The 25621-nt window shown below is 70.3% G+C and carries 28 protein-coding genes and 1 pseudogene; 16 read left to right on the forward strand and 13 right to left on the reverse strand.

Features of this window, described 5'->3' with window-relative positions; all coding sequences use genetic code 11:
* From MKK49_RS23795 to MKK49_RS23805, 3 genes are all read left to right on the forward strand, one after another.
* Positions 1-234, forward strand: a 234-nt coding sequence (locus MKK49_RS23795; protein ID WP_244032611.1) for a sugar transferase, incomplete at its 5' end; no start/stop codon positions are given.
* Positions 235-451: 217 nt separating this feature from the next.
* Positions 452-757 (forward strand): hypothetical protein, encoded by a 306-nt coding sequence (locus MKK49_RS23800; RefSeq protein ID WP_244032613.1) that lies wholly within the window; start codon positions 452-454, stop codon positions 755-757.
* Positions 758-767: 10 nt separating this feature from the next.
* Complete coding sequence (locus MKK49_RS23805; RefSeq protein ID WP_244032615.1) at positions 768-2276, forward strand: methyl-accepting chemotaxis protein; 1509 nt, start codon at positions 768-770, stop codon at positions 2274-2276.
* Between the two features lie 9 nt (positions 2277-2285).
* On the opposite strand, the gene rocF is transcribed toward MKK49_RS23805, so the two are convergent.
* A complete protein-coding gene (gene rocF / locus MKK49_RS23810; protein WP_244032617.1) occupies positions 2286-3215 on the reverse strand; it encodes an arginase in 930 nt (309 codons plus the stop codon).
* Between the two features lie 304 nt (positions 3216-3519).
* On the opposite strand from rocF, the gene MKK49_RS23815 reads away from it, so the two are divergent.
* Both MKK49_RS23815 and MKK49_RS23820 read left to right on the forward strand, forming a co-directional pair.
* The gene (locus tag MKK49_RS23815; RefSeq protein ID WP_244032725.1) at positions 3520-3990 is read left to right on the forward strand and encodes a type II 3-dehydroquinate dehydratase; all 471 of its coding nucleotides are present in this window, start codon (positions 3520-3522) and stop codon (positions 3988-3990) included.
* Between the two features lie 97 nt (positions 3991-4087).
* A complete protein-coding gene (locus tag MKK49_RS23820; protein ID WP_244032619.1) occupies positions 4088-4729 on the forward strand; it encodes a response regulator in 642 nt (213 codons plus the stop codon).
* Between the two features lie 37 nt (positions 4730-4766).
* Here the strand turns inward: MKK49_RS23820 and MKK49_RS23825 are convergent, their stop codons facing one another.
* From MKK49_RS23825 to MKK49_RS23840, 4 genes are all read right to left on the reverse strand, one after another.
* Entirely contained in the window at positions 4767-4985 is a 219-nt protein-coding gene (locus tag MKK49_RS23825) for a hypothetical protein (protein ID WP_244032621.1), read from the reverse strand.
* Positions 4986-5047: 62 nt separating this feature from the next.
* Complete coding sequence (locus tag MKK49_RS23830; protein ID WP_244032623.1) at positions 5048-5707, reverse strand: acyl-homoserine-lactone synthase; 660 nt, start codon at positions 5705-5707, stop codon at positions 5048-5050.
* A gap of 88 nt (positions 5708-5795) precedes the next feature.
* The gene (locus MKK49_RS23835; protein ID WP_244032625.1) at positions 5796-6488 is read right to left on the reverse strand and encodes a helix-turn-helix transcriptional regulator; all 693 of its coding nucleotides are present in this window, start codon (positions 6486-6488) and stop codon (positions 5796-5798) included.
* Positions 6489-6710: 222 nt separating this feature from the next.
* Complete coding sequence (locus MKK49_RS23840; protein ID WP_244032627.1) at positions 6711-7130, reverse strand: response regulator; 420 nt, start codon at positions 7128-7130, stop codon at positions 6711-6713.
* A gap of 710 nt (positions 7131-7840) precedes the next feature.
* Between MKK49_RS23840 and sfnG the strand changes: the two genes are divergently transcribed.
* The 7 genes from sfnG (at position 7841) to MKK49_RS23875 (ending at position 13943) form a co-directional block, all read left to right on the forward strand.
* A complete protein-coding gene (gene sfnG / locus MKK49_RS23845) occupies positions 7841-8953 on the forward strand; it encodes a dimethylsulfone monooxygenase SfnG (protein ID WP_244032628.1) in 1113 nt (370 codons plus the stop codon).
* A 46-nt stretch (positions 8954-8999) separates the two neighbouring features.
* A complete protein-coding gene (locus MKK49_RS23850; protein ID WP_244032629.1) occupies positions 9000-10259 on the forward strand; it encodes an SfnB family sulfur acquisition oxidoreductase in 1260 nt (419 codons plus the stop codon).
* A 182-nt stretch (positions 10260-10441) separates the two neighbouring features.
* Positions 10442-10600, forward strand: coding sequence for a hypothetical protein (locus MKK49_RS23855; protein WP_244032630.1), 159 nt, complete (start codon positions 10442-10444; stop codon positions 10598-10600).
* Between the two features lie 95 nt (positions 10601-10695).
* The gene (locus tag MKK49_RS23860; RefSeq protein ID WP_244032632.1) at positions 10696-11895 is read left to right on the forward strand and encodes an acyl-CoA dehydrogenase family protein; all 1200 of its coding nucleotides are present in this window, start codon (positions 10696-10698) and stop codon (positions 11893-11895) included.
* Positions 11892-12482, forward strand: coding sequence for a class I SAM-dependent DNA methyltransferase (locus MKK49_RS23865; RefSeq protein ID WP_244032634.1), 591 nt, complete (start codon positions 11892-11894; stop codon positions 12480-12482). Before MKK49_RS23860 ends, MKK49_RS23865 begins: the two co-directional genes overlap by 4 nt.
* The gene (locus MKK49_RS23870) at positions 12479-13198 is read left to right on the forward strand and encodes a cytochrome b/b6 domain-containing protein (protein WP_244032636.1); all 720 of its coding nucleotides are present in this window, start codon (positions 12479-12481) and stop codon (positions 13196-13198) included. Before MKK49_RS23865 ends, MKK49_RS23870 begins: the two co-directional genes overlap by 4 nt.
* Entirely contained in the window at positions 13191-13943 is a 753-nt protein-coding gene (locus MKK49_RS23875; RefSeq protein ID WP_244032638.1) for a molybdopterin-dependent oxidoreductase, read from the forward strand. The genes MKK49_RS23870 and MKK49_RS23875 overlap by 8 nt, the downstream gene beginning before the upstream one ends.
* Here the strand turns inward: MKK49_RS23875 and chrA are convergent, their stop codons facing one another.
* From chrA to MKK49_RS23905, 6 genes are read right to left on the reverse strand one after another with little or no spacing between them, the layout of a single operon-like run.
* Complete coding sequence (chrA, locus tag MKK49_RS23880; RefSeq protein ID WP_244032640.1) at positions 13944-15140, reverse strand: chromate efflux transporter; 1197 nt, start codon at positions 15138-15140, stop codon at positions 13944-13946.
* A complete protein-coding gene (ureG, locus tag MKK49_RS23885; protein WP_244032642.1) occupies positions 15133-15762 on the reverse strand; it encodes an urease accessory protein UreG in 630 nt (209 codons plus the stop codon). Before ureG ends, chrA begins: the two co-directional genes overlap by 8 nt.
* Before the next feature lie 11 nt (positions 15763-15773).
* On the reverse strand, positions 15774-16448 hold the full coding sequence (locus MKK49_RS23890; RefSeq protein WP_244032644.1) for an urease accessory protein UreF: 675 nt from the start codon (positions 16446-16448) through the stop codon (positions 15774-15776).
* A complete protein-coding gene (locus MKK49_RS23895) occupies positions 16441-16956 on the reverse strand; it encodes an urease accessory protein UreE (protein WP_244032646.1) in 516 nt (171 codons plus the stop codon). Before MKK49_RS23895 ends, MKK49_RS23890 begins: the two co-directional genes overlap by 8 nt.
* An 8-nt stretch (positions 16957-16964) precedes the next feature.
* Complete coding sequence (gene ureC / locus MKK49_RS23900) at positions 16965-18683, reverse strand: urease subunit alpha (protein ID WP_409565133.1); 1719 nt, start codon at positions 18681-18683, stop codon at positions 16965-16967.
* A 14-nt stretch (positions 18684-18697) separates the two neighbouring features.
* Positions 18698-19318, reverse strand: a complete 621-nt coding sequence (locus tag MKK49_RS23905; protein ID WP_244032648.1) for an urease subunit gamma — start codon at positions 19316-19318, stop codon at positions 18698-18700.
* A gap of 199 nt (positions 19319-19517) precedes the next feature.
* Here MKK49_RS23905 and puuE point away from each other — a divergent pair.
* From puuE to MKK49_RS23920, 3 genes and pseudogenes are all read left to right on the forward strand, one after another.
* Positions 19518-20408: pseudogene (puuE, locus tag MKK49_RS23910) on the forward strand (allantoinase PuuE); the annotation flags it as partial.
* Positions 20409-20493: 85 nt separating this feature from the next.
* Positions 20494-22128 carry a histidine ammonia-lyase gene (gene hutH, locus MKK49_RS23915; RefSeq protein ID WP_244032651.1) on the forward strand — a complete coding sequence of 545 codons (1635 nt, stop codon included), beginning with the start codon at positions 20494-20496 and terminating at the stop codon, positions 22126-22128.
* A 64-nt stretch (positions 22129-22192) separates the two neighbouring features.
* Complete coding sequence (locus MKK49_RS23920) at positions 22193-22720, forward strand: flavin reductase (protein WP_409565132.1); 528 nt, start codon at positions 22193-22195, stop codon at positions 22718-22720.
* A gap of 279 nt (positions 22721-22999) precedes the next feature.
* On the opposite strand, the gene MKK49_RS23925 is transcribed toward MKK49_RS23920, so the two are convergent.
* Positions 23000-23410, reverse strand: a complete 411-nt coding sequence (locus tag MKK49_RS23925) for a hypothetical protein (protein ID WP_244032654.1) — start codon at positions 23408-23410, stop codon at positions 23000-23002.
* A gap of 222 nt (positions 23411-23632) precedes the next feature.
* Between MKK49_RS23925 and MKK49_RS23930 the strand changes: the two genes are divergently transcribed.
* The gene (locus MKK49_RS23930; protein ID WP_244032656.1) at positions 23633-24895 is read left to right on the forward strand and encodes an allantoate amidohydrolase; all 1263 of its coding nucleotides are present in this window, start codon (positions 23633-23635) and stop codon (positions 24893-24895) included.
* 112 nt (positions 24896-25007) lie between these two features.
* Here MKK49_RS23930 and MKK49_RS23935 read toward each other — a convergent pair whose 3' ends face one another.
* Entirely contained in the window at positions 25008-25580 is a 573-nt protein-coding gene (locus tag MKK49_RS23935) for a hypothetical protein (RefSeq protein ID WP_244032657.1), read from the reverse strand.
* Between the last annotated feature and the right edge of the window lie 41 nt (positions 25581-25621).

Raw genomic sequence — 25621 nt, forward strand, 5'->3', positions numbered from 1 at the left:
AACACCCTCTACGACCAGGTGGTGGACGGCTACTTCGCCCGCCACAAGGTCAAGCCGGGGATCACCGGCTGGGCGCAGGTCAACGGCTGGCGCGGCGAGACCGACACCAGCGACAAGATCCAGCGCCGCGTCGAGCACGACCTGCACTACATCGAGAACTGGTCCGTACTGTTCGACATCCGGATCATGCTCGCCACACCGTTCTCCCTGGTCCGCACGAACAACGCCTACTGATAAAATCCACGATCGATGCGATCGACGATCGTATCACCAGGCTCGCGCGGCACTCGGGAAGGCCGCGCCGAAGTTCGCTCCCCGCCTGCGACTTTGCGGGAACGGCCATGCGGGTCTCGCCCTTTGGACGATACCGCGGACCGGGACCATCCGCCCCGCGCAACTTCTCCGGGCGCGTTAAGGCCTTCTTCAAGAGCATCACGTTTATTTGTCGTTCATGGCATTCCTGTCCGACTCCGTCCTGCCGGCCGCAACCGCCCTCGGAATTCCGCTCCTGCTCCTCGGCACCCCCGAGACCGGCCGGCCCGTCCTCGTCATCGCTCCGCCCGGGTCCGGGGCCGCCCGGATCTTCGATCTTGTCGGGCGGGCGGACGGCCGGGTCCTGCGCGGGGCGGGTTTGGCCTGGATGGCCGTGGCCGTCTCGGAACGCCCGGACTTCCCGCGGCGCCTGCGCGACGCCGGCGCCTGGGCGGTTGTCAGTGCCTCCAGCGTCGCGGGTTGTCCGACGACGCGCGAACCCTGAGACGAGTCCCATGACGCTGCATCCGGCTCCGGCACAGGGGTCCACCCTCGACAAGATCCGGACTACGTCCGGCAAGACGCTCATCGGGCTCCTCTGGGTCAACGTCGCGCTGATCGTCGGGATCAACGCGTGGCAGGGCGGCCTGCCGAACATGGTGGCGGCGGCGGCCGCCCTGGCGCTGGCGCTCCCCCCGACCTGGCTGAGCACGCGCGACCTGATCGGCCCACGCACGCGCATCGCGTCCAGCATGGCGCTGGCCGGCCTCGTCGCCGTGCTGGTGGCAATCCTCCACCGGGAGGGCGGCGGACGCAGCCTCCAGCTCGACGCGCACATGTACTTCTTCGCGAGCCTGGCCATGGTCGCCGCCTGGCTCGACTGGAAGGCCTTGGTCGCCTACGCGGCCATCGTCGCCGTGCATCACCTCGGGCTCTCCCTGGTGTTGCCGAGTCTCGTCTTCCCGGACGGTGCCGGGATCGACCGCGTCCTCCTCCACGCCGCCATCCTGATCGCGCAGACGGGGGTCCTGGTCTGGCTGGTCGCGAGCCTCCAGGCCGGCGTGGCCGCGAGCGACGCCCTGCAGCAGAGCGTGACCGACCGCGACGCGGCCGAGGCCCTCAAGAGCCAGGCCGTCGCCCAGGTCCAGGCCGAGAAGGCACGGGTCCTCGCCGTCGAGGCCCAGGTCCAGGCATTCCAGGGCGCCATGGGCCGCGCCGTGGGGACCATCGAACAGACCCTCGGAACCATGGAGGGCAGCGCCGCTCGCCTCATGCGCTTCGCCCGGGAGACGGCGCAGACCACGGACGGCGCCACGGCGAGTTCGCAGCACGCCAGCCGCAACGTCCACCAGATCGCCCAGACTTGCCTCGGCCTCACGGCGGCAGCCGACGAGATCGCCGGACACCTGGCGGCCACCAACACCGTCACCCGCGCGGCCGCCGATGAGGCGCGCCAGACCGGCGAGACCGTCAACGCCCTGACCGCCTCCGTCGAGCGGATCGGCTCGGTCATCACGGCGATCCGGCAGGTGGCCGAGCAGACCAACCTGCTCGCCCTCAACGCCACCATCGAAGCAGCCCGCGCCGGCCAGGCGGGACGGGGCTTCGCCGTGGTCGCGGCGGAAGTGAAGACCCTGGCCGGTCAGACCGCCCGGGCGACGGAGGAGATCGCGGCGCAGATCCGCGACGTCGAGGGCGCGACGCAGACCTCCATCGCCTTCATGCGGGGTTTCGCCGCGCGGATCGCGGATGTCGAGCGCACCACCGCGGCGATGGTCGAGGCCATCGAGCGCCAGCGTCAGGCGACGCAGGCCATGGACGTGAACGTTGGCGCGGCCGTGCAGGACGCGCACTCGGCGACCTCTCAGGTCTCGGCCGTCGCCGAGGCCCTGGGGACGACCACATTCGTGGCCGACGAGGTCCAGGCCTCGACCCAGGCCGTGCGCGATCAGGTCGGACTTCTCGGGAACGTCACCGCCGCGTTCCTCCGCGACCTCCACACGGGGCCGGCGCAGGCGGCGTGAGCCGCCCGTTCAGAAGCTCCGGGTCGGCCGGTCGAGGACGCGCCGGCCCATGAGGCTGGCGGCCAGATCCGTCATCAGCAGGGCGGTGCGGCCGCGCTCGTCCAGGAACGGATTGAGCTCGACGAGGTCGAGGCTGCGCACGAGGCCGCTGTCGTGAAGCATCTCCATGGCGAGATGCGCCTCGCGGAAGGTGGCGCCGCCCGGCACCGTGGTGCCCACGCCCGGCGCGATGCCGGGATCGAGGAAATCGACGTCGAGGCTGACATGCAGGAGTCCGTCCGCTCGCCGCACCCGGTCGAGAAAATCCGCCAGCAGCACGCCGATGCCGTTCTCGTCGATGGCGCGCATGTCGTGGACACGGATGCCCGCCGTTCCCAGGGCGGCGCGCTCGGCCGGATCGACGCTGCGCAGGCCGATCATGCAGACGTGGTGCGGATCGACGGGCGCTCCGAGCGGCGGCAGGTAGCCGGCAAAGCCCGGCGCGCCCGTGGCGTAGGCCATGGGCACCCCGTGCAGGTTGCCGCTCGTGGTGGTGTCGAGGGTGTGCAGGTCGGGGTGGGCATCGAGCCACAGGACGAAGAGCGGGCGCCCCTCGCGGGCCGCGCGTAGGGCCATGCCCGAGACGGTGCCGGCCGACAGGCTGTGGTCGCCACCGAGGAAGATCGGCACGCCCTCAGCCCCGGCCTCGTCGGCGGCCCGCGCCAGGGCAATGGTCCAGGCCGCGACCTCGGGCAGGCCGTGGATCGCCGGATTGGGGTGGACGGGGCCGCCCCCGGCGACGGGCGCGAGGTTGCCGCGATCCTCCACGGTGAGGCCGAGGGCGGCGAGGACCGGGCCGAGACCGGCCGCGCGGTAGGCGCTCGGTCCCATGTCGCAGCCCAGGCGCCGCGTGCCCGCCTGCACGGGCGCGCCGATGAGGATGCAGCGTCGGGTATCCATGGCACGTATCGGTCTCCGCCTCGTAGCCTGGCCTTAACGGCCGCGGACGGCAATTCGAAGACGCCGGATCGAGACACGTGTCGAAGACGCGGGCCGGACATCCTCCGCCGGGCCGCCCCGACGGCCCTGGCAATCCTCCGCCGGCGGGCGCAAACGAGACGTCATACCAGACGGTGCGGCGGCTGACGTCCGCCGAACGCGCTGAGGCCGACCATCGGTCGGGATCAGTGCCGCCTGGTATGAAGGAGCCTTCGCCATGACAGATTCCGGAACGACCGACATCAAGACGACCGAGGCCGACCGCCTGGACACCACGATCCTGGTCCTCAACGGCCCCAACCTGAACCTCCTCGGCAAGCGCCAGCCCGAGATCTACGGCTCGGAAACCCTGGCGGACGTCGAGGCGCGCTGCCGCGCCGAGGCCGCGCGTTTCGGCCTCGGCCTCGCCTTCCACCAGAGCAACGCCGAGCACGCGCTCATCGACTTGATCCAAGCCTACCGCGTCGGCTCGGCCGGAATCGTCCTCAACGCGGGCGCCTACACCCACACCTCCATCGCGATCCTCGACGCGCTCAACACCTGCGAAGTGCCCATCGTCGAGTGTCACATCTCCAACGTCCACAGGCGCGAGGCCTTCCGGCACCACTCCTATGTCTCCCTGGCCGCCACCGCCGTGATGGCGGGGTTCGGCACCCACGGCTACGTCCTGGCCGTGCGCCACCTCGCCCACCTGCGAGCCGCCGCACGGGTGGCAGGCCCGGGCGGGAGCCGTTAGAGCCGTGCCCTCTTGCGACGAACCGGTATCCACTTCGTCGCAAGAGCACTTGAGCTGTGGACCATCAACCGGATATCCCCGGGGCGGCGGAGCACGCATGCATCTCCTCATCGTCGATGACCATCCGCTGTTCCGCGAGGCCCTCGCCAGCACCCTCGCGCTGGCCTACCCGGAGGCGGTGCTCCACGAGGCGGACGGGATCACCGGCGCCTGCGCCACCCTGGCGCGCGAGAGCGCCGTCGCGCTCGTCCTCCTCGATCTGTCGTTGCAGGGGGTTCAGGGGTTCGACGGCCTCGTCACCATCCGGACGCGGTTCGCGCGCGTGCCGATCCTCGTGGTCTCGGGCCTCGACGACCCGCGCATCATGCGCGAGGCCATCCACCACGGCGCGGCCGGCTTCGTGCCCAAGGCCGTCGACCGCGCAACCCTGACGCGGGCCATCGCGGACGTCCTCGACGGAGGCCTGTTCCTGCCCGCCGCCCTGGCGGAGGCCACCGATCCGGGCCAAACGCAGCTCGCCGAGCGCCTGGCCCGGCTCACGCCCCAGCAGATGCGGGTGTTGGGCATGATCCGCCAGGGCAGGCTCAACAAGCAGATCGCCCATGAACTTCAGGTTGGCGAATCCACCGTGAAGGCGCACGTCACCGAAATCCTGCGCAAGCTCGAGGTCGGCAACCGCACCCAGGTCGTCATCCGGACGGCCGGACTCGACTTCGATCACGTCCAGATGCGGTCGTGAGCTTCGGCGACTCCGTCCTGCGCGAGACGGTCTCGCCTCACTCGCCCTCCAGACGCGCCAGACGACGTCCGAGCTCGAACAGGAGCATGTCGGCGAGGGTGTGCAGGAGCGGATCGGTGATCCGACCCACCGCCTCGCGCAGGTCGATGGAGTGGTCGATGGCGCGATGGACGAGATCGATCTCGGGAAGTCCCTGATCGGCAGCCCCTCGATCATCAGGTCCCTGATCAGCGGGTTCTTGGGTGACGGTGGGCATCGCATTACTCTGGCAACGGGCGGGAAAGGAGATCACGGCGATCCGCTCACGGCGCGATCCGCTCACGGCACGGCGCGGTGGGGCCGATCGGCGGGCGGGCGCGAACCATCGGGGGCGTCGGTCGGCAGCACCGGTCCGGACAGGCCGAACACCCGCCGACAGGTGGCGACGGTCTCGGGCGTCAGGCGGGCGTAGATCGGCAGCAGGAGCGAATCACCGTAGGCGCAGGGCAGGGCGAGGGGCTCGACGTCCCAGCCCATGTCCATCAGGCGGGTGACGAGCACCGGGTGCGTCTGGACCAGGAGCCCGTCGAGGCCGAAACGCGCGGCGACTTCCGCAACGGCGGTGAAGGAGGCGCCCGAGACGGCATCCACACCCTTGGCGCTCTCGCGCTTGCTCGGAGCCACGGCGCAGCGCGTCCATTCGTAGACGTGCGGCCCCGACGGCGCGGGCGCGCCCTTGAGGAGTTCCGGATAGAGGTGGGTCTGCAGGTGCGGGCGGGTCGTCGGCAGCAGGCGCGAGTAGGAGACGATGGCCTCGTCCTGCTGCCCGACCACGTGAAGGCAGTCGGGCCCATCGAACTGGTCCCGCTCGCGGCCGTCCGGCTTGCGGCAGGCTTCCCACTTCAGATGATCGACGAAGAAATCGTGCCGGAAGCGGTAGACCCGGTCCATGAGGGCGGGATCCCGCACCTCGACGTCGCCGCTCAGAACCCTCAACATGCCAGATCTCCCTGCAACGGGGAGAGTTCTGGCCAAGCTCGAGGCGCTCAGGCATCCGTAGATCTACGGAGGATCGGAGCGGCCGGAATCAGTCTATGATGCCACGCCGGATGGCCTCGGCGACGCTCTGGACACGGCTGGCCGCGTTGAACTTGCGTGCCGCGCAGGCGAGGTGATGCTCCACCGTGCGCGCGGAGATGGAGAGGATCACCGAGGTCTCCCACGCGGTCTTGCCGGCGGCGGCCCATTTGAGACACTCGACCTCCCGACCGGTCAGGCCGACGGCGGCTTCGTCGGCCGAGTCGTCCTCCGGCATCCGGCGCGCGATCGCCTTGGCCCGGGACATGGCGTAGATCGCCACAAGGTGCAGGGCGGCGCGCGCATCCTCCGACAGCCGTACCTCGCTGCCGCCGAAGCTGACCCCGGCCTCGCTGCCGTCGAGTTCGTGGAAGGGGACGCAGAACCCCTCCGCGAGGCCGTAGTCCCGCGCCTCGTTCATCACGGTCAGGCCGCGCCGGTCGCCACGGGTCACCGCCTCCTGCCACAGGAACGGCTCCGTCGTCGCCCGGATGTAGCGGATGACCGGATCCTGATGGAGGTAGTTCTGCTGCTGGTAGCGCTGAGTCCAGCCGGTCGGCCAGCCCGAGATCATCGAACAGTCGGACAGGTTCTCATTGGGCGAATGCGGCAGGCCGCCGATGAGGAAGGCGTCGTAGCCGAAGATCGCCCCCGTGCGGCGCAGTTCGGCATAGACGGCCCGCTGGGTTCCCGCCGATCGCAACCGATGGATAATGTCGAACGCGGTCTGACGGACATCGGGCACAAGCGTTACTCGAAAAATTCTCCCAGCGATTGTAACAGGATCGAAGGTTTGTGAAAGGTGAAGACGCGCGCGGGCGCCCGCGGCTTCACACCATAGGTTGGGCCGGGTCCGCGGGGGCGCCGCCGGGCAGGGATCGGCGCCGGGATAGGTTCATCCGAGACAGGGTCATGCGAGACGGGTTCATGCGGCCCGGTACGCAGCGCCCCGGTTCCGTGCCGTCGGCCGGGGCAGGCCGGCGATGAGGCTCACGAGCTGATGGGCATGGTAGGGCGTGCGCAGGCACGGCGCCCCCGCCACGATGGCGGCGGGCAGGGTGCGGGGCGAGCGCGTGGTGTAGATCACCCCGACGGCGGGATCGAGACAGCGGGCGACGGCTCCCAGGGAGAACCCATCGACTTCGTCGCGCACGTCGGCATCGGTCACCAGCACATCGACCCGGCGCCGGTCGGTCTGGCCCAGCAGCAGCGCCTCGACCTCGCCGGCCGTGCGCGCGCTGAGGACATCGTAGCCGGAGGCCTCCAGGCAGCTCGTCGTGATCGACCGGGTCAGCTCGTCGCCGGCCAGCAGAATGACGAGGGGTGGAAGGGACGCGCGAGCCATGGCGGTGATCCTGCCTGTCGGTCCGGATGCGATGCGCAGCCGATCAAGGAACGGTTCTTCGATCGTAGGGTCCGATCGGTTAACGACCCCTTAAATGACTGGTCTTTCCTGACAACCGGTGCAGTATCCCCAAATGACGTCCTGCCGTTAATTTGTATCCTCTGCGCACGGCGCAATCACGGCACTGCCTAATAAAGATGCGCACCCAAGGCGAACGCGTGAAACCGCTCAGGGTAGATGCACCATGCCGCTTTACAGCACGCGATGCAGGCTCGCTTCGCCGATCGAGTCTCTCGGAATGGTGATGTCGGCGTTCGAGCCCACGACATGCGGGCGCGCGAAGCATCCTCGTCGGGATTGGCCGAGCAGGACAACCTCTTGCCGGGAAACATGTTTCGGCCCGGCGAATCACCGATTCGCACCGCTCTCCGCGGGTCGCCGCACCGGACAATGGAAAACCGATCATGTGGCCGGAGGTCCGGCTGAGAGAATGCTCTTTTCCATGCGCGCCGCAAAAAGCCATTTGCTTCCTTTGACGCATCATCGTCACGAGCGGATACTGGGATCGATCGAAAACGCGGACATAAATCCCGCCTTCTTCCAGTCTTGTTTCGCCGCCCCTGCACCATCGCCCAAGATAATCTCGCTTTTTCCCTTGGCCTCATGCGCCCAATACCGGTGCATGCGCCGTCCTGAATACGGATCATCCCATGAGCTTGCGACAGCCCGCCGCCACGGACGCGCCGATCCGATTCGCCTATTGGGTGCCCAACGTGTCGGGCGGCCTCGTCATCAGCAAGATTCCCCAGCGCACGAGCTGGGACGCGCCCTACAACCGGCGTCTGGCGCAGATCGCCGAAGAAGCGGGATTCGACTATGCCCTGACGCAGATCCGCTTCACCGCCGGCTACGGTGCCGAGTATCAGCACGAATCCGTGGCTTTCAGCCACGCGCTGCTCGCCGCCACCACGAAGCTCAAGGTCATCGCCGCCCTGCTGCCGGGGCCGTGGAACCCGACGCTCGCCGCCAAGCAGATCGCCACCATCGGCCAGTTGAGCGAGGGTCGCATCGCCATCAACGTGGTCTCGGGCTGGTTCTCGGGTGAGTTCCGCGCCATCGGCGAGCCGTGGCTCGACCACGACGAACGCTACCGGCGCTCGGAGGAGTTCATCCGCGCCTTACGCGGGATCTGGACCCAGGACAACTTCACGTTCCGTGGCGATTTCTACCGCTACACGAATTACACCCTGAAGCCGAAGCCCGCCGACCCGCAGCCGGAGATCTTCCAGGGCGGATCGTCGCGCGCGGCGCGGGACATGGCCGCCCGGGTCTCGGATTGGTACTTCACCAACGGCAACACCCCCGAGGGCATCCGGGCCCAGGTGGACGACATCCAGGAGAAGGCGCGGGCCAACGGCCACTCGGTCAAGGTCGGCGTCAACGCCTTCGTCATCGCCCGCGACACGGAGGAGGACGCCCGCGCCGTCCTGCAGGAGATCATCGACAACGCCGATCCGGAGGCGGTCAAGGCCTTCGGCCACGAGGTGAAGAACGCCGGCAAGGCCTCGCCGGAAGGGGAGGGGAACTGGGCCAAATCGAGCTTCGAGGACCTCGTCCAGTACAACGACGGCTTCAAGACCAACCTCATCGGCACCCCCGACCAGATCGCCGAGCGCATCGTCGCCCTGAAGGAGGCCGGCGTGGATCTCGCGCTGCTCGCCTTCCTGCACTTCCAGGAGGAGGTCGCGTATTTCGGCGCGCACATCATCCCGCGGGTGAGGGCGCTGGAGGCGGAACGCGAGCGCCGGGCGGAAGCCGCCTGAGCGACCCGGCCGAACGATTGCTGTCAGAATCCTCCGGAGACCGTCCATGAACATCGCCGTCAGCGCGAGCGCCCTCGAGGCCAACCGCGTCCCGCAGGGCGCGCCGGGTCCGGCTCAGATCCCCGAGCCCGCCCACATCATCCGCGACGACGCGGAGGCGATCCGCGTCGCCCATGCCCTCGCGGACACGTTCCGCACGGAGGCGGCGGAGCGCGACCGCACCGGGCGCCGCCCCTTCTCCGAACTCGACGCCTTCTCGCAGAGCGGGTTGTGGTCGATCAACGTCCCCGGAACCCATGGCGGGCCGGGGGTCTCCTACCGGACCCTGGCGCAGGTCATCGCCATCGTCTCGGCGGCCGATCCGTCCATCGGGCAGATCGCTCAGAATCACCTCGGCATCGTGGCCGCCATCGACACCGTGTCGGACGACGCGCAGAAGGCTCTGCTGTTCGGCAAGGTTCTGGCCGGCACCCGCTTCGGCAACGCCTTCTCCGAGAGCGGCACCCCGAGGGCCGCCGACTTCAAGACCCATTTCGTCGATCACGGCGACCACGTCATCGTCCACGGCCGCAAGTTCTACGCGACGGGGGCGCTGCTCGCCCATCTCGTGCCCATCGTCGCCGTCGATGACCAGGGGCGGCCCTGGTACGCCATCGCCGAGCGCAACGCGCCGGGCCTGTCCGTCATCGACGACTGGTCGAGCTTCGGCCAGCGCACCACGGCGAGCGGCACGGTGATCCTCGATCGCGTGCGGGTGGAGAAGAGCCACCTCGTGCCGTCGTGGAAAGGCTACGAGCGCCCGAGCGCCAACGGAGCGATCTTCCAGATCATCCAGGCGGCGGTCGATGCGGGCATCGCCCGCGAGGCGCTGGCCGAGACCGTGGCGTTCGTGCGCACGAAGTCGCGCCCCTGGATCGACAGCGGCCTGGAACGGGCCTCGGACGATCCCCACACCATCGCCATCGTCGGCAACCTCACCATCCGCCTGCATGCGGCCGAAGCCCTCCTCGACCGGGCCGGTCTCGCCCTCGACGCGGCAGTGGCCGCTCCCGACGCCGACAGCGTCGCGGCGGCCCAGCTCGCCGTGGCGGAGGCGAAGGTTCTCACCACCGAAGTGGCTCTGGCAGCCACCAACACCCTGTTCGAACTCGCCGGGACCCGCTCGACCCTCGACGCGCACAATCTCGACCGGCACTGGCGCAACGCCCGCACCCACACGCTCCACGACCCCGTGCGCTGGAAATACGCCATCGTCGGCAACCACACCCTCAACGGGGTCGCTCCGCCCTTCCACGCCTGGAGCTGAGGCCGCGGGACGCCGCACCGGAATGCGGTGCGGCGGCGCACGCGGCACGACGGGCAACGCGCATGGCAGTGTCACGATGATCGATCTGGCGCCGGGCCGATCCGGGTGCCAGATTAAGCGGATCATCACAGCTTTCGTCGCTCATCGTGATCGACCCGAGACCGTTTTCAGGACTTCAGCCCGTGGATATCGAGACCGCCAAGACCTTGGTGGGTGCTGCCCTCATCGTCGTTGTTTCCGCCTTTTCCCTCGTCACGCTCTCGTCGGCCGCCCTCGCGATGCTGCGCGATCTGCGCATCCTGACGCCGGACACGGAGGGGACGCGCGGCCCGGCCCGCTGACCCGGGGGCGATTCGCCTTCCCGCAGGGTGCGTTTCACGCGAAAAGACGGCGCTGACGACTGGTGGATGCACCGGCCTGTTCCATGTTCGTAGGGATGAATTTCATCGTCCCCGACCGTATTGAGACTGGCTCCCGAAGCCGCGCCGCGGCCCGTGCCGTCGCGCGCCTCGCCGCCGAGCGGGCGGACGCTCTCGACCGCACCGGCGGGTTTCCGGAGCACGACATCGTCCATTGCCACGAGGCCGGCCTGCTGGCGGCCCCCCTTCCCGTGGCGCTCGGCGGGTCCGGCCTCAATGCGCCGGCCATGACGGCCGTGCTGCTCGATGTGCTGGCGGAAGTCGGCCGCGGCAGCCTCGCCCTCGGACGGCTCTACGAGGGCCACGTCAACGCCCTGTCGCTGATCCTGCGATACGCCTCCGAGCCCGTCCTCGGACGCCTCGTGGCGGATGTCCATGCCGGGCACCTGTTCGGGGTGTGGAACACCCAGCCCCAGTCCGGCGGTCTCGCCCTCGATCCCGATGGAACCGGTCTGCTCTCGGGCGTGAAGTCCTTCGCCTCGGGCGCCGGATCGGTGACGCGTCCCCTCGTCACCGCGCGCCGGCCCGATGGGCGCCAGCAGATGCTCGTCGTCACCCTCGAGGCCGGCACGCGGGCCGACCTGTCGTCGTGGTGCGCCCACGGCATGCGCGCCTCGACCTCGGGGGTACTCGATTTCACCGGCCTGTCCGTGGACGCCCAGGCCGCGGTGGGCGAGGCCGACGATTACTTCCGCGAGCCGCACTTCTCCGCCGGCGCTTGGCGCTTTACGGCCGTGCAGCTCGGCGGGATCGAGGCGGTGTTCGACAGCTTGCGGGCGCACCTCGTCGCCACCGGGCGCGGCGGCGACCCGCATCAGGCGGCGCGCCTCGGCGAGGCGGCCATCGCCATGGAGACGGCGCGTCTCTTCGTCGGCCGGGCCGGCGCCATGATGGCCGATTCCAACGTGGAGTCGGCGCGGGTGATCGCCTACGTCAACCTCACCCGCCTCGCCGTGGAGCGGGCCGGTCTCGACGTGCTGGAGCGCGCGCAACGCTCCGTGGGACTCGCCGGCTTCCTGCAGACGCACCCCCTGGAGCGGCTCATGCGCGACCTCGCCACCTACCTGCGCCAGCCCGGCCCCGATCGCGCCCTCACGCACGCGGCGGCCCATGTCCTCGCCGATGGCCGACCGGCCGATGCCCTCTGGCGCGATCACCCCGACGAAAGCACATTGGACAGGAGCTCCGTCGACCTCCAGCCCGGCTGCGCCGCATGACCCGGTCCACCGCCTCGCTCCCGCCCGATTACTTCGACGGCATCTACGCCGGGAATCCGGACCCGTGGGGGTTCACCACTAGCGCGTACGAGGCAGCCAAGTATGACGCCACCCTGGCCGCCCTCCCGCGAAACACCTACGACGAGGCCCTTGAGGTCGGCTGCTCCATCGGCGTGCTGACCCGGCGGCTGGCGGAGCGCTGCACCCGGCTCCTCTCCCTCGACGTGGCCGAGACCGCCCTGGAGGCGGCCCGGGCCCGCTGCGCCGACCGTCCGCACGTCTCGTTCCTGCGCGCGGCGGTGCCCGACGAATGGCCGCCCGGCCGGTTCGACCTCATCCTGGTGTCGGAGGTGCTGTACTTCTTCACCCGTGCCGACCTCGCCCGCCTGGCCGGGCACATGGCCCGGGCGGTGAAGCCCGGGGCCGAGATCATCCTTGTTCACTGGACTGGTGAAACGAATTATCCCTTGAGCGGCGACGACGCCGTCGAGGCTCTCATCGCCGGGACGGCCGGCACCCTGGCGCCACACCATCAGACCCGCACGGAGAGCTACCGCCTCGACGTGCTGCGCGCCGTGGATCCATGACCGGCCGAACGCCGCGCCAGACGGTGTTCCGGCACCGCGCCTTCGTGCGCCTGACCCATTGGGTCAACACGGCCGCATTCGGGGCGCTCCTGGTCAGCGGCATCGCCATCCTGCTCGCCCTGCCGCGCCTGTTCTGGGGCGAGACCGGTGCCAACGACGCCCCCGCCGCCCTGGTGCTGCCCCTGCCCGTGAACCTCGAACAGACCGGTTGGGGCCGCAACCTGCACTTCCTCGCCGCCTGGATCCTCGTCCTCAACGGCGGCCTCTATCTGCTCGTCTCGCTGTTCGGCGGGCACCTGCGCCGCAACCTCCTGCCGGACCGGGATCAGCTGGCGCTCGGCCACCTCGCCCGCGAGATCGCCGATCATGCCCGCCTGCGGCCGCCGACGGGGCGGGAGGCCCTGCGCTACAACGCCCTGCAGAAATTCGCCTATCTGGCCGTGATCCTGGGATTGTTCCCCCTGATGGTGCTCACCGGGCTGACCATGTCGCCCGGCGTCACGGCGGCGTTCCCCGAGCTCTTCACCCTGTTCGGCGGCCGGCAATCGGCCCGCACCCTGCACTTCGTCTTCGCCAGCCTGCTGGTCCTGTTCCTCCTCGTCCATGTCGGTCAGGTCTTCGTCGGCGGGGCCGTCAACCTCACGCGCGCGATGATCACCGGGCGCCTCGCCGTCCCGCCCGAATCGCCGGCCTCCCGGGAGATCCCCGATGCGTGACCTGTCGCGCCGCCGCCTCCTCACCGGCTCGGGGACGCTCCTCGGCGCCGGCCTCGTGGGCAGTTCTTTGGGCGGCTGCGACGCGCCGGCCCTGTCGCATCTGGCCACCCCCTACGACTGGAGCAACGGCCTCACCTTCGCGGTCCAGCGCTGGCTGCTCCGGCACCAGCCCCTGGTGCGCGAGTTCGACCGCAGCCAGATCTCGACGGTGTTCCCGACCATCAACACCACGGACCCCGACGACCCCGCCTACAAGCGCTCGAAGGAGGCTGGATTCGCCGACTGGAAGCTGCCGGTGACCGGCCTCGTCGAGCGGCCCGGCGCGTTCTCGCTCGCCGACCTCAAGGCGATGCCGGCGCGCACCCAGGTGACGCTGCATTCCTGCGAGCAGGGCTGGTCGGCCATCGGCGAGTGGACCGGCGTGCCCCTCGCCCGCCTCCTCGCGCGGGTGGGACTGAAGCCGCAGGCGCGCTTCATCGTGATCCGCAGCGTCGATGGCTGGTGGGACAGCTACGACCTGTTCGACGCGCTCCACCCCCAGACCATCCTCGCCTACGGCATGAACGGGGGCGATCTGCCGGTGAAGCACGGCGCCCCGTTGCGCCTGCGGGTGGAGCGCCAGCTCGGCTACAAGAGCCTGAAGTACATCTCGGCCATCGAGGCGGCCGAGCGCGTGGACGGCTACGGCAAGGGACGCGGCAGCATGGTCGCCGAACTGGGCTTCCCCTGGTACGCGGGCATCTGATCAGCCCGCGAGGGCAAGGCCGCCGAGGGCCGTCAGCCCGACGACGATCCAGGGCGCGACGCCCCCCACCGTGAGCAGTACGAAGGCGGTCGCCGCGAGGGCGACGTCGCGGGCGTTGCCGATGGCTCCCGTCCAGACTGGATCGTAGAGGGCGGCGGCGAGTAGCCCGACCACGGCGGCGTTGCCGCCGCGCAGGGCCGCCTGGGCCAGGGACCTCCTTCGCAACGCGTCCCAGAACGGCAGGGCGCCGGTGACGAGGAGGAGGCCGGGCAGGAAGATCGCCGCGAGCGCGAGGCCGGCGCCGGGAAGGCCGTTCGGCGGTGTCCGCAGGACGGCACCCAGATAAGCCGCGAACGTGAACAGCGGCCCCGGCACCGCCTGCGCCGCGCCGTAGCCGGCGAGGAACGCATCGGCGCCGATCCAGCCCGGATCGACGGTGCCGGCCCGCAGGAGCGGCAGCACCACGTGGCCGCCACCGAAGACGAGGGCGCCGGCCCGGTAGAAGGCGTCGACCACGGCGATCCCCTGCGAAGGCAGCACGGTCGCGAGGATCGGCAGGCCGATGAGAAGGCCGAAAAACAGCGCCAGCGCCGCGGCCCCCGTCCGCCGGGACAGGGGAACGGCGAGGTGTCCGACGGGCGCGGGTACTACGCCCCGGCACAGGGCGAGGCCGGCAACGGCGCCAAACAGGATCGCACCGACCTGACCGAGCGCCGTCGGCGCGAGCACCGCGAGCCAGAGGGCGCCGAGCGCGATCCCGGCGCGGGTCGGATCCGGTGCCAGGGTCCGGGCCATGCCCCACACGGCCTGGGCCACCACCGCCACGGCCACGAGCTTGAGGCCGTGGAGCAGGCCCGACAGGATTGGTCCGTCCCCCGATCCGGCGCCGTAGGCGACGGCTACGAGGATGAGGGCGGAGGGGAGGGTGAAGCCGGCAAAGGCCGCCAGCCCGCCCCACAGGCTCCCGGCCCGAAGGATTCCGAGGGCGAACCCGACCTGGCTCGAGGCCGGACCGGGGAGGAACTGGCACAGGGCGACGAGATCGGCGTAGCCCGCCTCGTCGATCCAGCGCCGCCGCGCCACGAACGCCTCGCGAAAGTACCCGAGATGGGCGACGGGGCCGCCGAAGGCCGTCAGGCCGAGTTTCAGGAAGGCGAGAAAGACCTCGCGGATGGAGCCCGCTCCAGGCTCAGGCAAGCCCTCCGGCCTCCACGATGAAGCGGGCGACCGTATCGGCGCCGTGTCCGTCGCGCAGCGAGGCGAACACGTAGGGGCGCGCACCCCGCATGCGCTTGGTGTCGGATTCCATCACCCCGAGGTCGGCGCCGACCAGGGGCGCGAGGTCGGTCTTGTTGACGATGAGGAGATCCGAGCGGGTGATGCCGGGCCCACCCTTGCGGGGGATCTTCTCGCCGCCGGCGACGTCGATGACGTAGAGCGTGAGGTCGGCAAGCTCCGGCGAGAAGGTGGCCGCGAGGTTGTCCCCCCCGGATTCGATGAGGATCAGGTCGAGCTTCGGGAACCGCCGGCGCATCTCGGCCACGGCCGCGAGGTTGATGGACGCGTCCTCGCGGATCGCCGTGTGCGGGCAGCCGCCGGTCTCGACGCCCATGATCCGCTCTTCCGGCAGGGCGCCCGCCACGGTGAGGATGCGGGCATCCTCCTTGGTGTAGATGTCGTTGGTGATGGCGCAGATCTCGTAGGTGTCGCGGAACCGCTTGCAGAGCTGCTCCATCAGGGCGGTCTTGCCGGAGCCGACGGGGCCGCCGATGCCGACGCGGAGCGGGCCGTTGGGAGAGCGGCCGTTGGGAGAGGTCATCGCTGGGTCTTTCACGAGCGGAAAATCCGAGAATACTGGGTCTCGTGCCGGAACGAGCCGAGATCGAGGCGGAGCGTCGCGCTGCCGAGGTCGTCCAAGGTCAGGTCCGGAACCCCGGCCGCGAGCGCCACCACGCGCGGGGTCAGGGCCGCGATCACCCGGGTGCCGGCACTCTGGCCGATGGGCGCGCAGCGCAGGGCCGCCGAGACGAGGTTCTGCAGGAAGGCGAGGCCGAAGGCCGCGAGCGTCGGGGGCAGGGCCATGCCGTGGGCGCCGGCCGCGAGGCCGACCATCACCGGATAGGCCACCGGGCCGGGCAGGGCCTCGGCGAGGCGGGCGAGGGCGGGGGTGGGCCATGCGGCCAGGGTGGCGTCGAGGAAGCTGCGCCCCTGCTGGCTCGTCTCCAGGTGAAGCTCTCGCGATGGTGCCAGCGCCAGGGCGAGGTCGTTGAGGTCCGCCAGTGCCGCCGAGTCTTCCACCAGGGCCGTGCCATGGGCGTGCGCGGCGAGGATGAGGTCGTTGCGGCCCGATCCCTGTTCCAGCACGTCGCCGAGCCATGCGCGGAGGGAGGCTTCCCCGAAAACGTCGCCGGATTCCACCGCCCCTTCGAGCCCGTGCGAATAGGCATAGGCCCCCACCGGATAGCCGGGCGACAGCCACGCCATCAGGCGCAGGGCGTCAATCATGGGCGTGGGAATGGTCGTGCGGATGCGCGTGGGAATGCCCGTGATCGTGGTGACCATGGTGATGATGCCCGGCGGCCTCCCCCGCATAGGCGCCGCCCTCGGGGCGGAACGGGCGCTCCACCAGTTCGGCGGTGCCACCCAACCCCCGCACCATCTCGGCGAGGACGTGGTCGTCGGCGATGTAGACCGCGTCCGGCGCAATCTCGGCCGGGATGTGCCGGTTGCCGATATGCCAGATCAGCCGCTTCAGGGCATGATCGTCTGCCGCCCGGATCTCCAGCAGACGCTCCGGCGCGGCCTCGACCCAGACGAGGCGCCCATCCTGCAGCACGAGGGCGTCGCCGTCGTCGAGCACCGTCGGTTCGGCGAGATCGAGGAGGAACGCCACACCACCCACCCCCCGCATGGCCATGCGACGGCGATGCCGGTCGCCGTGGTCGAGGACGATGCGGTCGACGATTTCGCCCGCGAGGGCGTCGCGGCGCAGAACGTGGGTGGCGCGGATCATGGAACCAGTCAAAACAGAAAATACCGCTGCGCCATGGGCAGCACCTCGGCCGGCTCGCACACCAGCAGTTCCCCGTCGGCGCGGACATCGTAGGTCTCGGGATCGACCTCGATGTTCGGCGTGGCGTCGTTGAGGATCATGCTCTTCTTCGAAATGCCGCCGCGCACGTTCTCCACGGCGACCAGCCGCTTCTGCACCCCGAGCCGCTCGCCCAAGCCGTCCTCGATGGCGGCCTTCGAGACGAAGGTGAGGGCGGTCGCGAAGGGCGAACGGCCGATGGCCCCGAACATCGGCCGGTAATGCACCGGCTGGGGCGTCGGGATCGAGGCGTTGGGGTCGCCCATGGGCGCGGTGGCGATCATGCCGCCCTTGATCACGAGGTCGGGCTTCACCCCGAAGAAGGCCGGATTCCACAGGACGAGGTCGGCGAGCTTGCCCGGCTCCACCGAGCCGACATGGGCCGAGACGCCGTGCGCGATGGCCGGGTTGATGGTGTATTTCGCGATGTAGCGGCGCGCGCGCAGGTTGTCGTGGCCCGAGGCATCGCCCGGCAGGGCGCCCCGCTGGCGCTTCATCTTGTCCGCCGTCTGCCAGGTGCGGATGACGACCTCGCCGACCCGGCCCATGGCCTGGCTGTCCGAGGACATCATCGAGAGGGCGCCGATGTCGTGCAGGATGTCCTCCGCCGCGATGGTCTCGCGGCGGATGCGGCTCTCGGCGAAGGCGAGATCCTCGGGGATCGCCGGATCGAGGTGGTGGCACACCATCAGCATGTCGAGATGCTCGTCGATGGTGTTCTTCGTGTACGGGCGCGTCGGGTTGGTCGAAGACGGGAGGACGTTGGCGAGCCCCGCCACCTTGATGATGTCCGGCGCGTGCCCGCCCCCCGCCCCTTCCGTGTGGAAGGCGTGGATGGTGCGCCCGGCAAACGCCCGGATGGTGTCCTCGACGAAGCCCGATTCGTTGAGCGTGTCGGAGTGGATCATCACTTGGACGTCGTGCAGATCCGCCACGGTGAGGCAGGTGTCGATGGCCTGGGGCGTGGTGCCCCAATCCTCGTGAAGCTTGAGGGCGCAGGCCCCGGCACGGATCATCTCGACGAGGCTCTCGGGGCGCGAGGCATTGCCCTTGCCGGCGAAGGCGAGGTTCATCGGAAACGAATCCGCCGCCTCGATCATCCGGGCGAGGTGCCAGGGGCCCGGCGTGCAGGTGGTGGCGAAGGTGCCGTGCGCCGGCCCGGTGCCGCCGCCCAGCATGGTGGTGACCCCCGAGCACAGGGCCTCCTCGATCTGCTGCGGGCAGATGTAGTGGATGTGGCTGTCGAACCCGCCCGCCGTGAGGATTTTTCCCTCGCCCGCGATGACTTCGGTGCCCGGCCCGACGACGATGTCGACGCCCGGCTGGATGTCCGGGTTGCCGGCCTTGCCGAGCTTGACGATGCGCCCCTTCACGATGCCGACGTCGCATTTCACCACGCCCCAATGGTCGAGGACCACGGCGTTGGTGATGACGGTGTCCACCGCCCCGTCCTGGTTGGTGACCTGGGACTGCCCCATCCCATCGCGAATCACCTTGCCGCCGCCGAACTTCACCTCCTCGCCGTAGGTGGTGTGGTCGCGCTCGACCTCGATGACGAGGGATGTGTCGGCCAGCCGGATGCGGTCGCCGGTAGTGGGGCCGAACATGTCGGCATAGGCGGCGCGGGGGAGGGCGGCGCGGGGGGGCATGCTGGCCATGGTCTTCAGAGCTTCCCCATCACATCACCCCGGAACCCGTACACCGTCCGGTCCCCCCCGAGCGGCACCAGCACCACGTCCCGCGTGGCGCCGGGCTCGAACCGCACCGCCGTGCCGGGTGCGATGTCGAGGCGCTGGCCCCGCGCCTTTTCGCGGTCGAAGGTCAACCCAGAGTTCACCTCGTAGAAATGGTAGTGCGAGCCGACCTGGATCGGCCGGTCGCCGACATTGGCGACGGTGACCAAAGTACGGGCGGCGCCTTCGTTGAAGACGATGTCGCCGGGCAGCGTCGTCACCGTGCCGGGCACCTCGGCGCTGGCCGCACCCCGGATCGGGTGGTGGACGGTGACGAGCTTGGTACCGTCGGGGAACGTCGCCTCGACCTGGATGTCGTGGATCATCTCCGGGATGCCGTCCATGCACTGGTCGGCCGTGAGGACGTGCCCGCCCGCCCGCATCAGGTCCGAGACGGAACGGCCGTCGCGGGCGCCCTCGACCACGAAATCGCTGATCAGCGCCACGGCCTCGGGATAGTTCAGCTTCACCCCGCGGGCGAGCCGGTTGCGGGCGACCTGGGCGGCCATGGCGAGAAGAAGCTTGTCCTTTTCGCGGGGGGTCAGAAGCACGGGAAACCTCGAGGTGGGGCGTCGAAGCGCGTGTGTGGACAGGCAAGGACCATGCGCGGTCCGATCCCGCGCATCGATGCATCCCGGCGCCGGCGGCGCAAGGGCTCCACGGAAACGGGTCGGTGCGCCGGATCGGTTGACAGGACACCGCACGGCGTCCGAACAGCGGCGGGACCCGATTCCGCACAGGAAGGCCGCCGTGACCTACCCTCGCGACCTCGTCGGCTACGGCCGCACGCCGCCTCATCCGCACTGGCCGAACGGGGCCCGCATCGCCGTGCAGATCGTGCTGAACTACGAGGAGGGGTCCGAGAACTCGATCCTCCACGGGGACGCGGCCTCGGAGGCGTTCCTGTCCGAGATCGTCGGCGCCCAGCCCTGGCCGGGCCAGCGCCACATGAACATGGAATCCCTCTACGAGTACGGGTCGCGCGCCGGGTTCTGGCGCATCTGGCGCCTCCTCCGGGCGCGCGACGTCCCCGTGACGGTGTTCGCCGTCGCCAACGCGCTCGCGCGGGTCCCCGACATCGCCGAGGCCATGCGCGAGGCCGAGTGGGAGATCGCCTGTCACGGCCTGAAATGGATCGACTATCGCGACTTTACCCGCGCGGCCGAGAAGGCGCACATGGACGAGGCGATCCGCATCCACACGGAGGTCACGGGCGCGCGCCCGCGCGGCTGGTACACGGGGCGCTCCTCGGTCCACACCCTCGACCTCGGCCTCGAGGCGGGGTTCGCCTACCTGTCGGATTCCTATGCCGACGACCTGCCCTACTGGATCGGCGGGCCGGACAGGCGTGGCCTCGTGGTGCCCTACACGCTCGACGCCAACGACATGCGCTGCGTGGCGGCCCAAGGGTTCAACACCGCCGATCACTTCGCGACCTACCTGTGCGACACCTTCGATGCCCTCTACGCCGAGGGCGAGACGGCGCCCAAGATGATGTCGGTCGGTCTGCATTGCCGCCTCGTCGGCCGGCCGGGCCGGATCGGCGCGCTCACCCGGTTCCTCGACCATGTCGCCGCCCACGACCGGGTCTGGCTGGCCCGCCGCATCGACATCGCCGAACATTGGACCCGGCACCACCCGCCGGCCTGATTCCTGCTGACGTTCACCACACAGCCGACGTCCACCACACAGCTGACGCACGCCACACCCTCGCCGGAGACACGACATGACGACGATCACCCTCGACGGCCGGACCTTCCAGCCCGCCGACGTCCTGGCCGTCGTCCGGCCGGACGCCTCGGGCGCCCGGGCCACGGCCGCCCTGGAGGAGGGGGCCCGCGCGCGCCTCGCCGCCGCGCGCACCTATATCGACGCCAACTTCATGACCGACGACGCGCCGCTCATGTACTCGTTCAACACCGGCGTGGGCCTGTTCAAGGACCAGCGCGTGCGTATGGACGAGATGCAAGAGTACCAGCGTCGGACGGTCTACGCCCACGCCACCGGCGTCGGCGAGCCCTTCGACCCGGAGGTGGCCCGCGCCACCATGCTCCTGCGCGCCAATGCCTTCGCGTCGAACTATTCCGGGCCGCGCGTGGCCGTGGTGGACCGCCTCCTCGCCTGCCTCAATGCCGGCCTCGTGCCGGTGATCCCGCAGAAGGGCTCGGTGGGCGCCTCGGGCGACCTGGCGCCCCTGGCCCATCTCGCCGGCGCCATCTGCGGATTCGCCGAGGCCGAGATGGTCTACGAGGGCAAGCGTCTGCCCGCCCGCGAGGCCCTGGCGCTGGCCGGGATGGAACCCGAATTCCCCCTGGAGGCCAAGGACGCCTCGGCGCTCATCAACGGCTCCACGGTGTCCCTGGCGCTCGGTGTCCTGGCTCTGGAGGACGCGAAAAAGCTGCTCAAGCACGCCGACATCGCGCTTTCCCTGAGTCTCGAATGCATGCGCTGCGAGACCAAGGCGTTCGATCCGCGCCTGCACGCCGCGCGCCCGCACCAGGGTCAGGCCGCCACCGCCCGCAACGTGCTGCGCCTCCTCGAAGGCTCCCTGCGCTGCACGGAATCGGCCCGCCACACGGTGTTCCCGGACGAGGCGCGCGCGCCCGGCACCGCCCCGCCGCCCCGTGTGCAGGACGTGTACTCCCTGCGTTGCGCGCCCCAGGTGCACGGGCCCGTGCGCGAGGCGCTCGCCTATATCGGCGGCATCATCGGCACGGAGATCAACTCGGCCACCGACAACCCGCTGATCTTCGACGACGAGCAGGGCGGCTACGCCTGCATCTCGGGCGGGCATTTCCATGGGCAGTACGTGGCCCAGGCCATGGACCTCCTGTCCATCGCGATCACCGATCTCGGCTCGATCTCCGAGCGACGCCTGTTCCGTCTCATCGACCCGACCCTCAGCTACGGCCTTCCGCGCAACCTGCTCGCGGGCAAGAAAGGGCTCAACACCGGATTCGCCACGGTGCAATGCACCCTCTCGGCGCTCGTCATGGAGAACCGCACCCTGTCGAGCCCCGGCTCCGTCGATTCGATTCCCGGCAAGTCCAATGCCGAGGACCACGTCTCGAACTCGACCTGGTGCGGCCGGAAGGCGCGCACCATCGTGGAGAACGCCGAGCAGATCGTCGCCGGCGAGCTCCTGATGGCGGCCCAGGCCCTCAGCCTCGTGGCCGAGGTGGCCAAGGATCATCCCATCGGCAGGGGCACCCAGGCGGCGCTCGCCGCCATTCGCGAAACGATCCCGCCGGCCCTCGACGGCGACCGCTGGTATCACACCGAGATGGTGGACGCCCTCGCCCTCCTGCGCTCGGGCGCCATCGTGGCGGCGGTGGAGTCGGCCGTGGGGCCGCTGGAATAGGCCCGCGATCGTGCCTGACGGCAGGGTCCCCGGCATGAACGAACCAACCATGACGGAACCGACCATGACAGAACCGACGACGATCCCGGTGGAAGCCGCCGACTACCGGACCGCCATGGCCCGGATCGCCAGCGCCGTGCATCTCGTCACCACCGCCGGGCCGGGCGGCCGCGCGGGCTTCACCGCGACGGCGGTGTGCAGCGTCAGCGATGAGCCGCCGACCCTGCTGGTGTGCATCAACCGCACGGCGTCGGCCCATGCGGCCCTGAGCGTCAACGACACCCTGTGCGTCAACACCCTCGGCGCGCACCAGATGGACGTCGCCGGCGCCTTCGGCGGCCGCACGCCCATGGACGAGCGCTTCGCCACCGCCAGCTGGGGCCGGCTCGTCACGGGGTCGCCGGTCCTCAACAACGCCCGCGTCGCCTTCGATTGCCGCATCGTCGGCCGTCATGCCGTGGCGACCCACGACGTCCTGGTCTGCGAGGTCGTGGCCCTGGCCTGTGCCGGCACCGGCGACGGATTGCTCTACGCCGACAGGCGCTATCACGCTCCGCCGCTGCAGGCGCCGGCGCGCGACGACGCCGCCTGACGGTCCCGGGATTCGGATCGATGTCCGATGCCGGCATGGCTCGGTTGGCCCCCGATCACGGCCTCGATCGCCCATCCATGGGTCGGACGACACTGTCGTCGTGGGTGCGGGTGTGATGATGGGGACCGCCGATGATCCGGCGGTTGCCGTCGGCCGTGCAGGCGGTGGAAAATCGCCCGTCGGCAGGATCCGTACGGTGAATTCGTGCACGCCGTGAGGGTCGCCGTCGCGGGCCAGGCGCGGCACGCGCACCCGGGCCGTGGCCGTAGGGCGTCGTGATCAGGGCGTGTCCGGCTCAGGGGCGCCCCGCTCGGCCCGCTCCATCCCGGCCTTGTGCAGGCCGTCATAGAGCTTCTGGACCTCCTGGATGCTCGCGTGGCCACGGCTCCAGTTGGTCTCGCGGACATTGACCGGGGTGAAGGCGCTGTGCGAGCGGCCACCGAATCCGTTGTAGATCGCCATCTCGGTCGCGTCCGGGCCGGCCGGATAGTCGATGCGGTAGGATGGGGCCAGCCCTTTGCCCGGAGAACGCTTGCCCGTGATGCCGATGCGCAGGTGGGCGTCGCCGTGCCGCTTCTGGCAGAAGCGCATGTTGCCGAGCACCCGGCGCAGGTATTCGCCCGCATCCTCCAGATCGACCACCACGTCGGCGATGGTCGCGTCGGGGGGCAGGTGGTTCTTCTGGATCATGTGCCTCGGGCCTCGTGGGAACGGGACCATACCGGCGGGCGCGGACGAGGGCCAGGATAGCGCGTCGCCTGCCATGGCGGCGCCTGGCGGGGATCGGCACGCGAGCGAGGCTCGGAAAGAGCGCCGACCGTTCTTCGAACTATATCATGCGCCTCCAAAAGCTTAGGGCATGATGAGGTTTCCCCGAAACCGGATCGTGCCCTAAGGTTGAGGACACCCCCCTTGAGCGAGAGACCGGTGATCGACACACTCCAGACCGCGCTGGCCCCCCGCATCGTCGCCCGCCTCGACGCGCTCGCCGCCATCAGCGCCGACCCGGGCGCCATCACCCGCGTCTATCTCAGTCCCGAGCAGGCCCGGGCCAGCGCCCTCGTCCTCGGCTGGATGCGCGAAGCCGGGATGACGGCCCGCATCGACGCCGTCGGCAACGTCATTGGCCGCCTCGAAGGCCCGGTTGCCGGCGAACCCGCCGTGGTGATCGGCTCGCACCTCGACACCGTGCGCGACGCCGGGCGGTTCGACGGCCCCCTCGGCGTGGTGGCGGGCATCGAATGCGTCGCCGCCCTGGTCCGCACCGGCGTGGTCCTGCCCTTCGCCATCGAGGTGGTGGGTTTCGCCGACGAGGAGGGCACCCGCTTCGCCACCACCCTCATCGGCAGCCGGGCGCTCGCCGGCACCCTGACCCCGGACGTCCTCGACCGTTCGGACGCCGACGAGATCACCATGGGCCAGGCGCTCCTGTCCGGCGGGTTCGACCCGAACCGGATCGGCGAGGCGGCCCGGGCGCCCGGCACCATTCGCGCCTATCTCGAACTGCATATCGAGCAGGGACCGGCCCTGGAGCGGGCCGGCCTCGCCGTCGGCCTCGTCACCGCCATCAGCGGCGCGACGCGGCTTGCCGTCACGCTCACCGGCGAGGCGGGTCATGCCGGGACCGTGGCGATGGCGGGGCGGCGCGACGCCCTCGCGGGGGCCGCCGAATGCATCCTGGCCGTGGAGGCGCGCTGCGCCCCCGAGCCGGGCCTCGTCGGCACCGTGGGGACCATCCTGGCCGCCCCCGGCGCCGTGAACGTGATCCCGGGCCGCGTCGGCTTCAGCCTCGATCTGCGCGCGCCCGACGACCGCCAGCGCCGCATCGCCCTGGCCGACCTCGCCGCCGCCTTCGCGGACATCGCCGCCCGGCGCGGCCTCGAACTCGAGCGGGTGGTGACCCACGATGCCGCCTGCGCGCCGTGCGACCCGACGCTGATGGCACACCTCGCCGCGGGAATCGCGGCGGAGGGCCATCCGGTTCTGCGCCTGCCGAGCGGGGCGGGGCATGACGGCATGGCCATCGCCGCCATCGCCCCCATCGCCATGCTGTTCGTGCGCTGCCGCGGCGGCATCAGCCATCACCCCGACGAGTTCGCCAGCGGGCCCGACATCGAGGCCGGCGCCCGCGTGCTGCTGGCGACCCTGCTGCGCCTGGCCGCCGAGGGGACTTGAACGCGTGCCGGGTTGCCGCCGGAGGCGTCGTCTCCGGCGCGCCCATCGGGACCGTCCGCCAGCGACCGACGTGTCCGGGGCGAACGCATCTCGGCGTCACGGGGATCGGCGCTCAGGTCTCGTCCGGCGCCTTGCCGGAGGCGAGGCGCCGGAGGCGGCCCTTGCGCATCTCGTACTGGAAGATCGAGGTGAGGGCCGGTGCGGCTTCGTGCTCCGGCGCCGGCAGGGCGACGGGCGGGACAGCCGGCGGCGCGAGCAGGCGCCGGACCGGAGCGTCCCGGCGCAGGAGAGCGTGCCGGACGACGTCCCGATCGCGCACCATCGCGGCGGCGGTGGCGGGATCGGTCTCGATCCGGGCGCTCGCCCCATCGGAGAAGCGCGCATGCAGGATCGCGACGGCGTGAAGGGTCCCCCCGAGGGCGCCGAGGCCGAGGCCGACGAACGCGGCGGCCAAGCCGAGAGGACGGGGCAGGGGCCCGGTGGCGTCGAGGGCGGCGCTGAGCCCGCCGGCGATCCCGGCCCGGCGCTGCGGCGCGGGGCCGTCGGCGAGTTCCAGCGCATCGAGATCCTCGACGCCGCGCGCCCGCCCATCGGGCAGGTTCAGCAGGCCGGCTTCGTAGGTGCCGGCCCCCGTCTTCCAGGCACCGTGAGGGCCGGTGCCGTCGAGGATTCGGATCTCGCTCATCGTCGCTTTCCCGCGCTCCCGCGTCGGCGCCGTCACGGCAC

Origin of the sequence: Methylobacterium sp. J-090, assembly GCF_022829345.1 — a bacterium.
Lineage (GTDB): Bacteria > Pseudomonadota > Alphaproteobacteria > Rhizobiales > Beijerinckiaceae > Methylobacterium.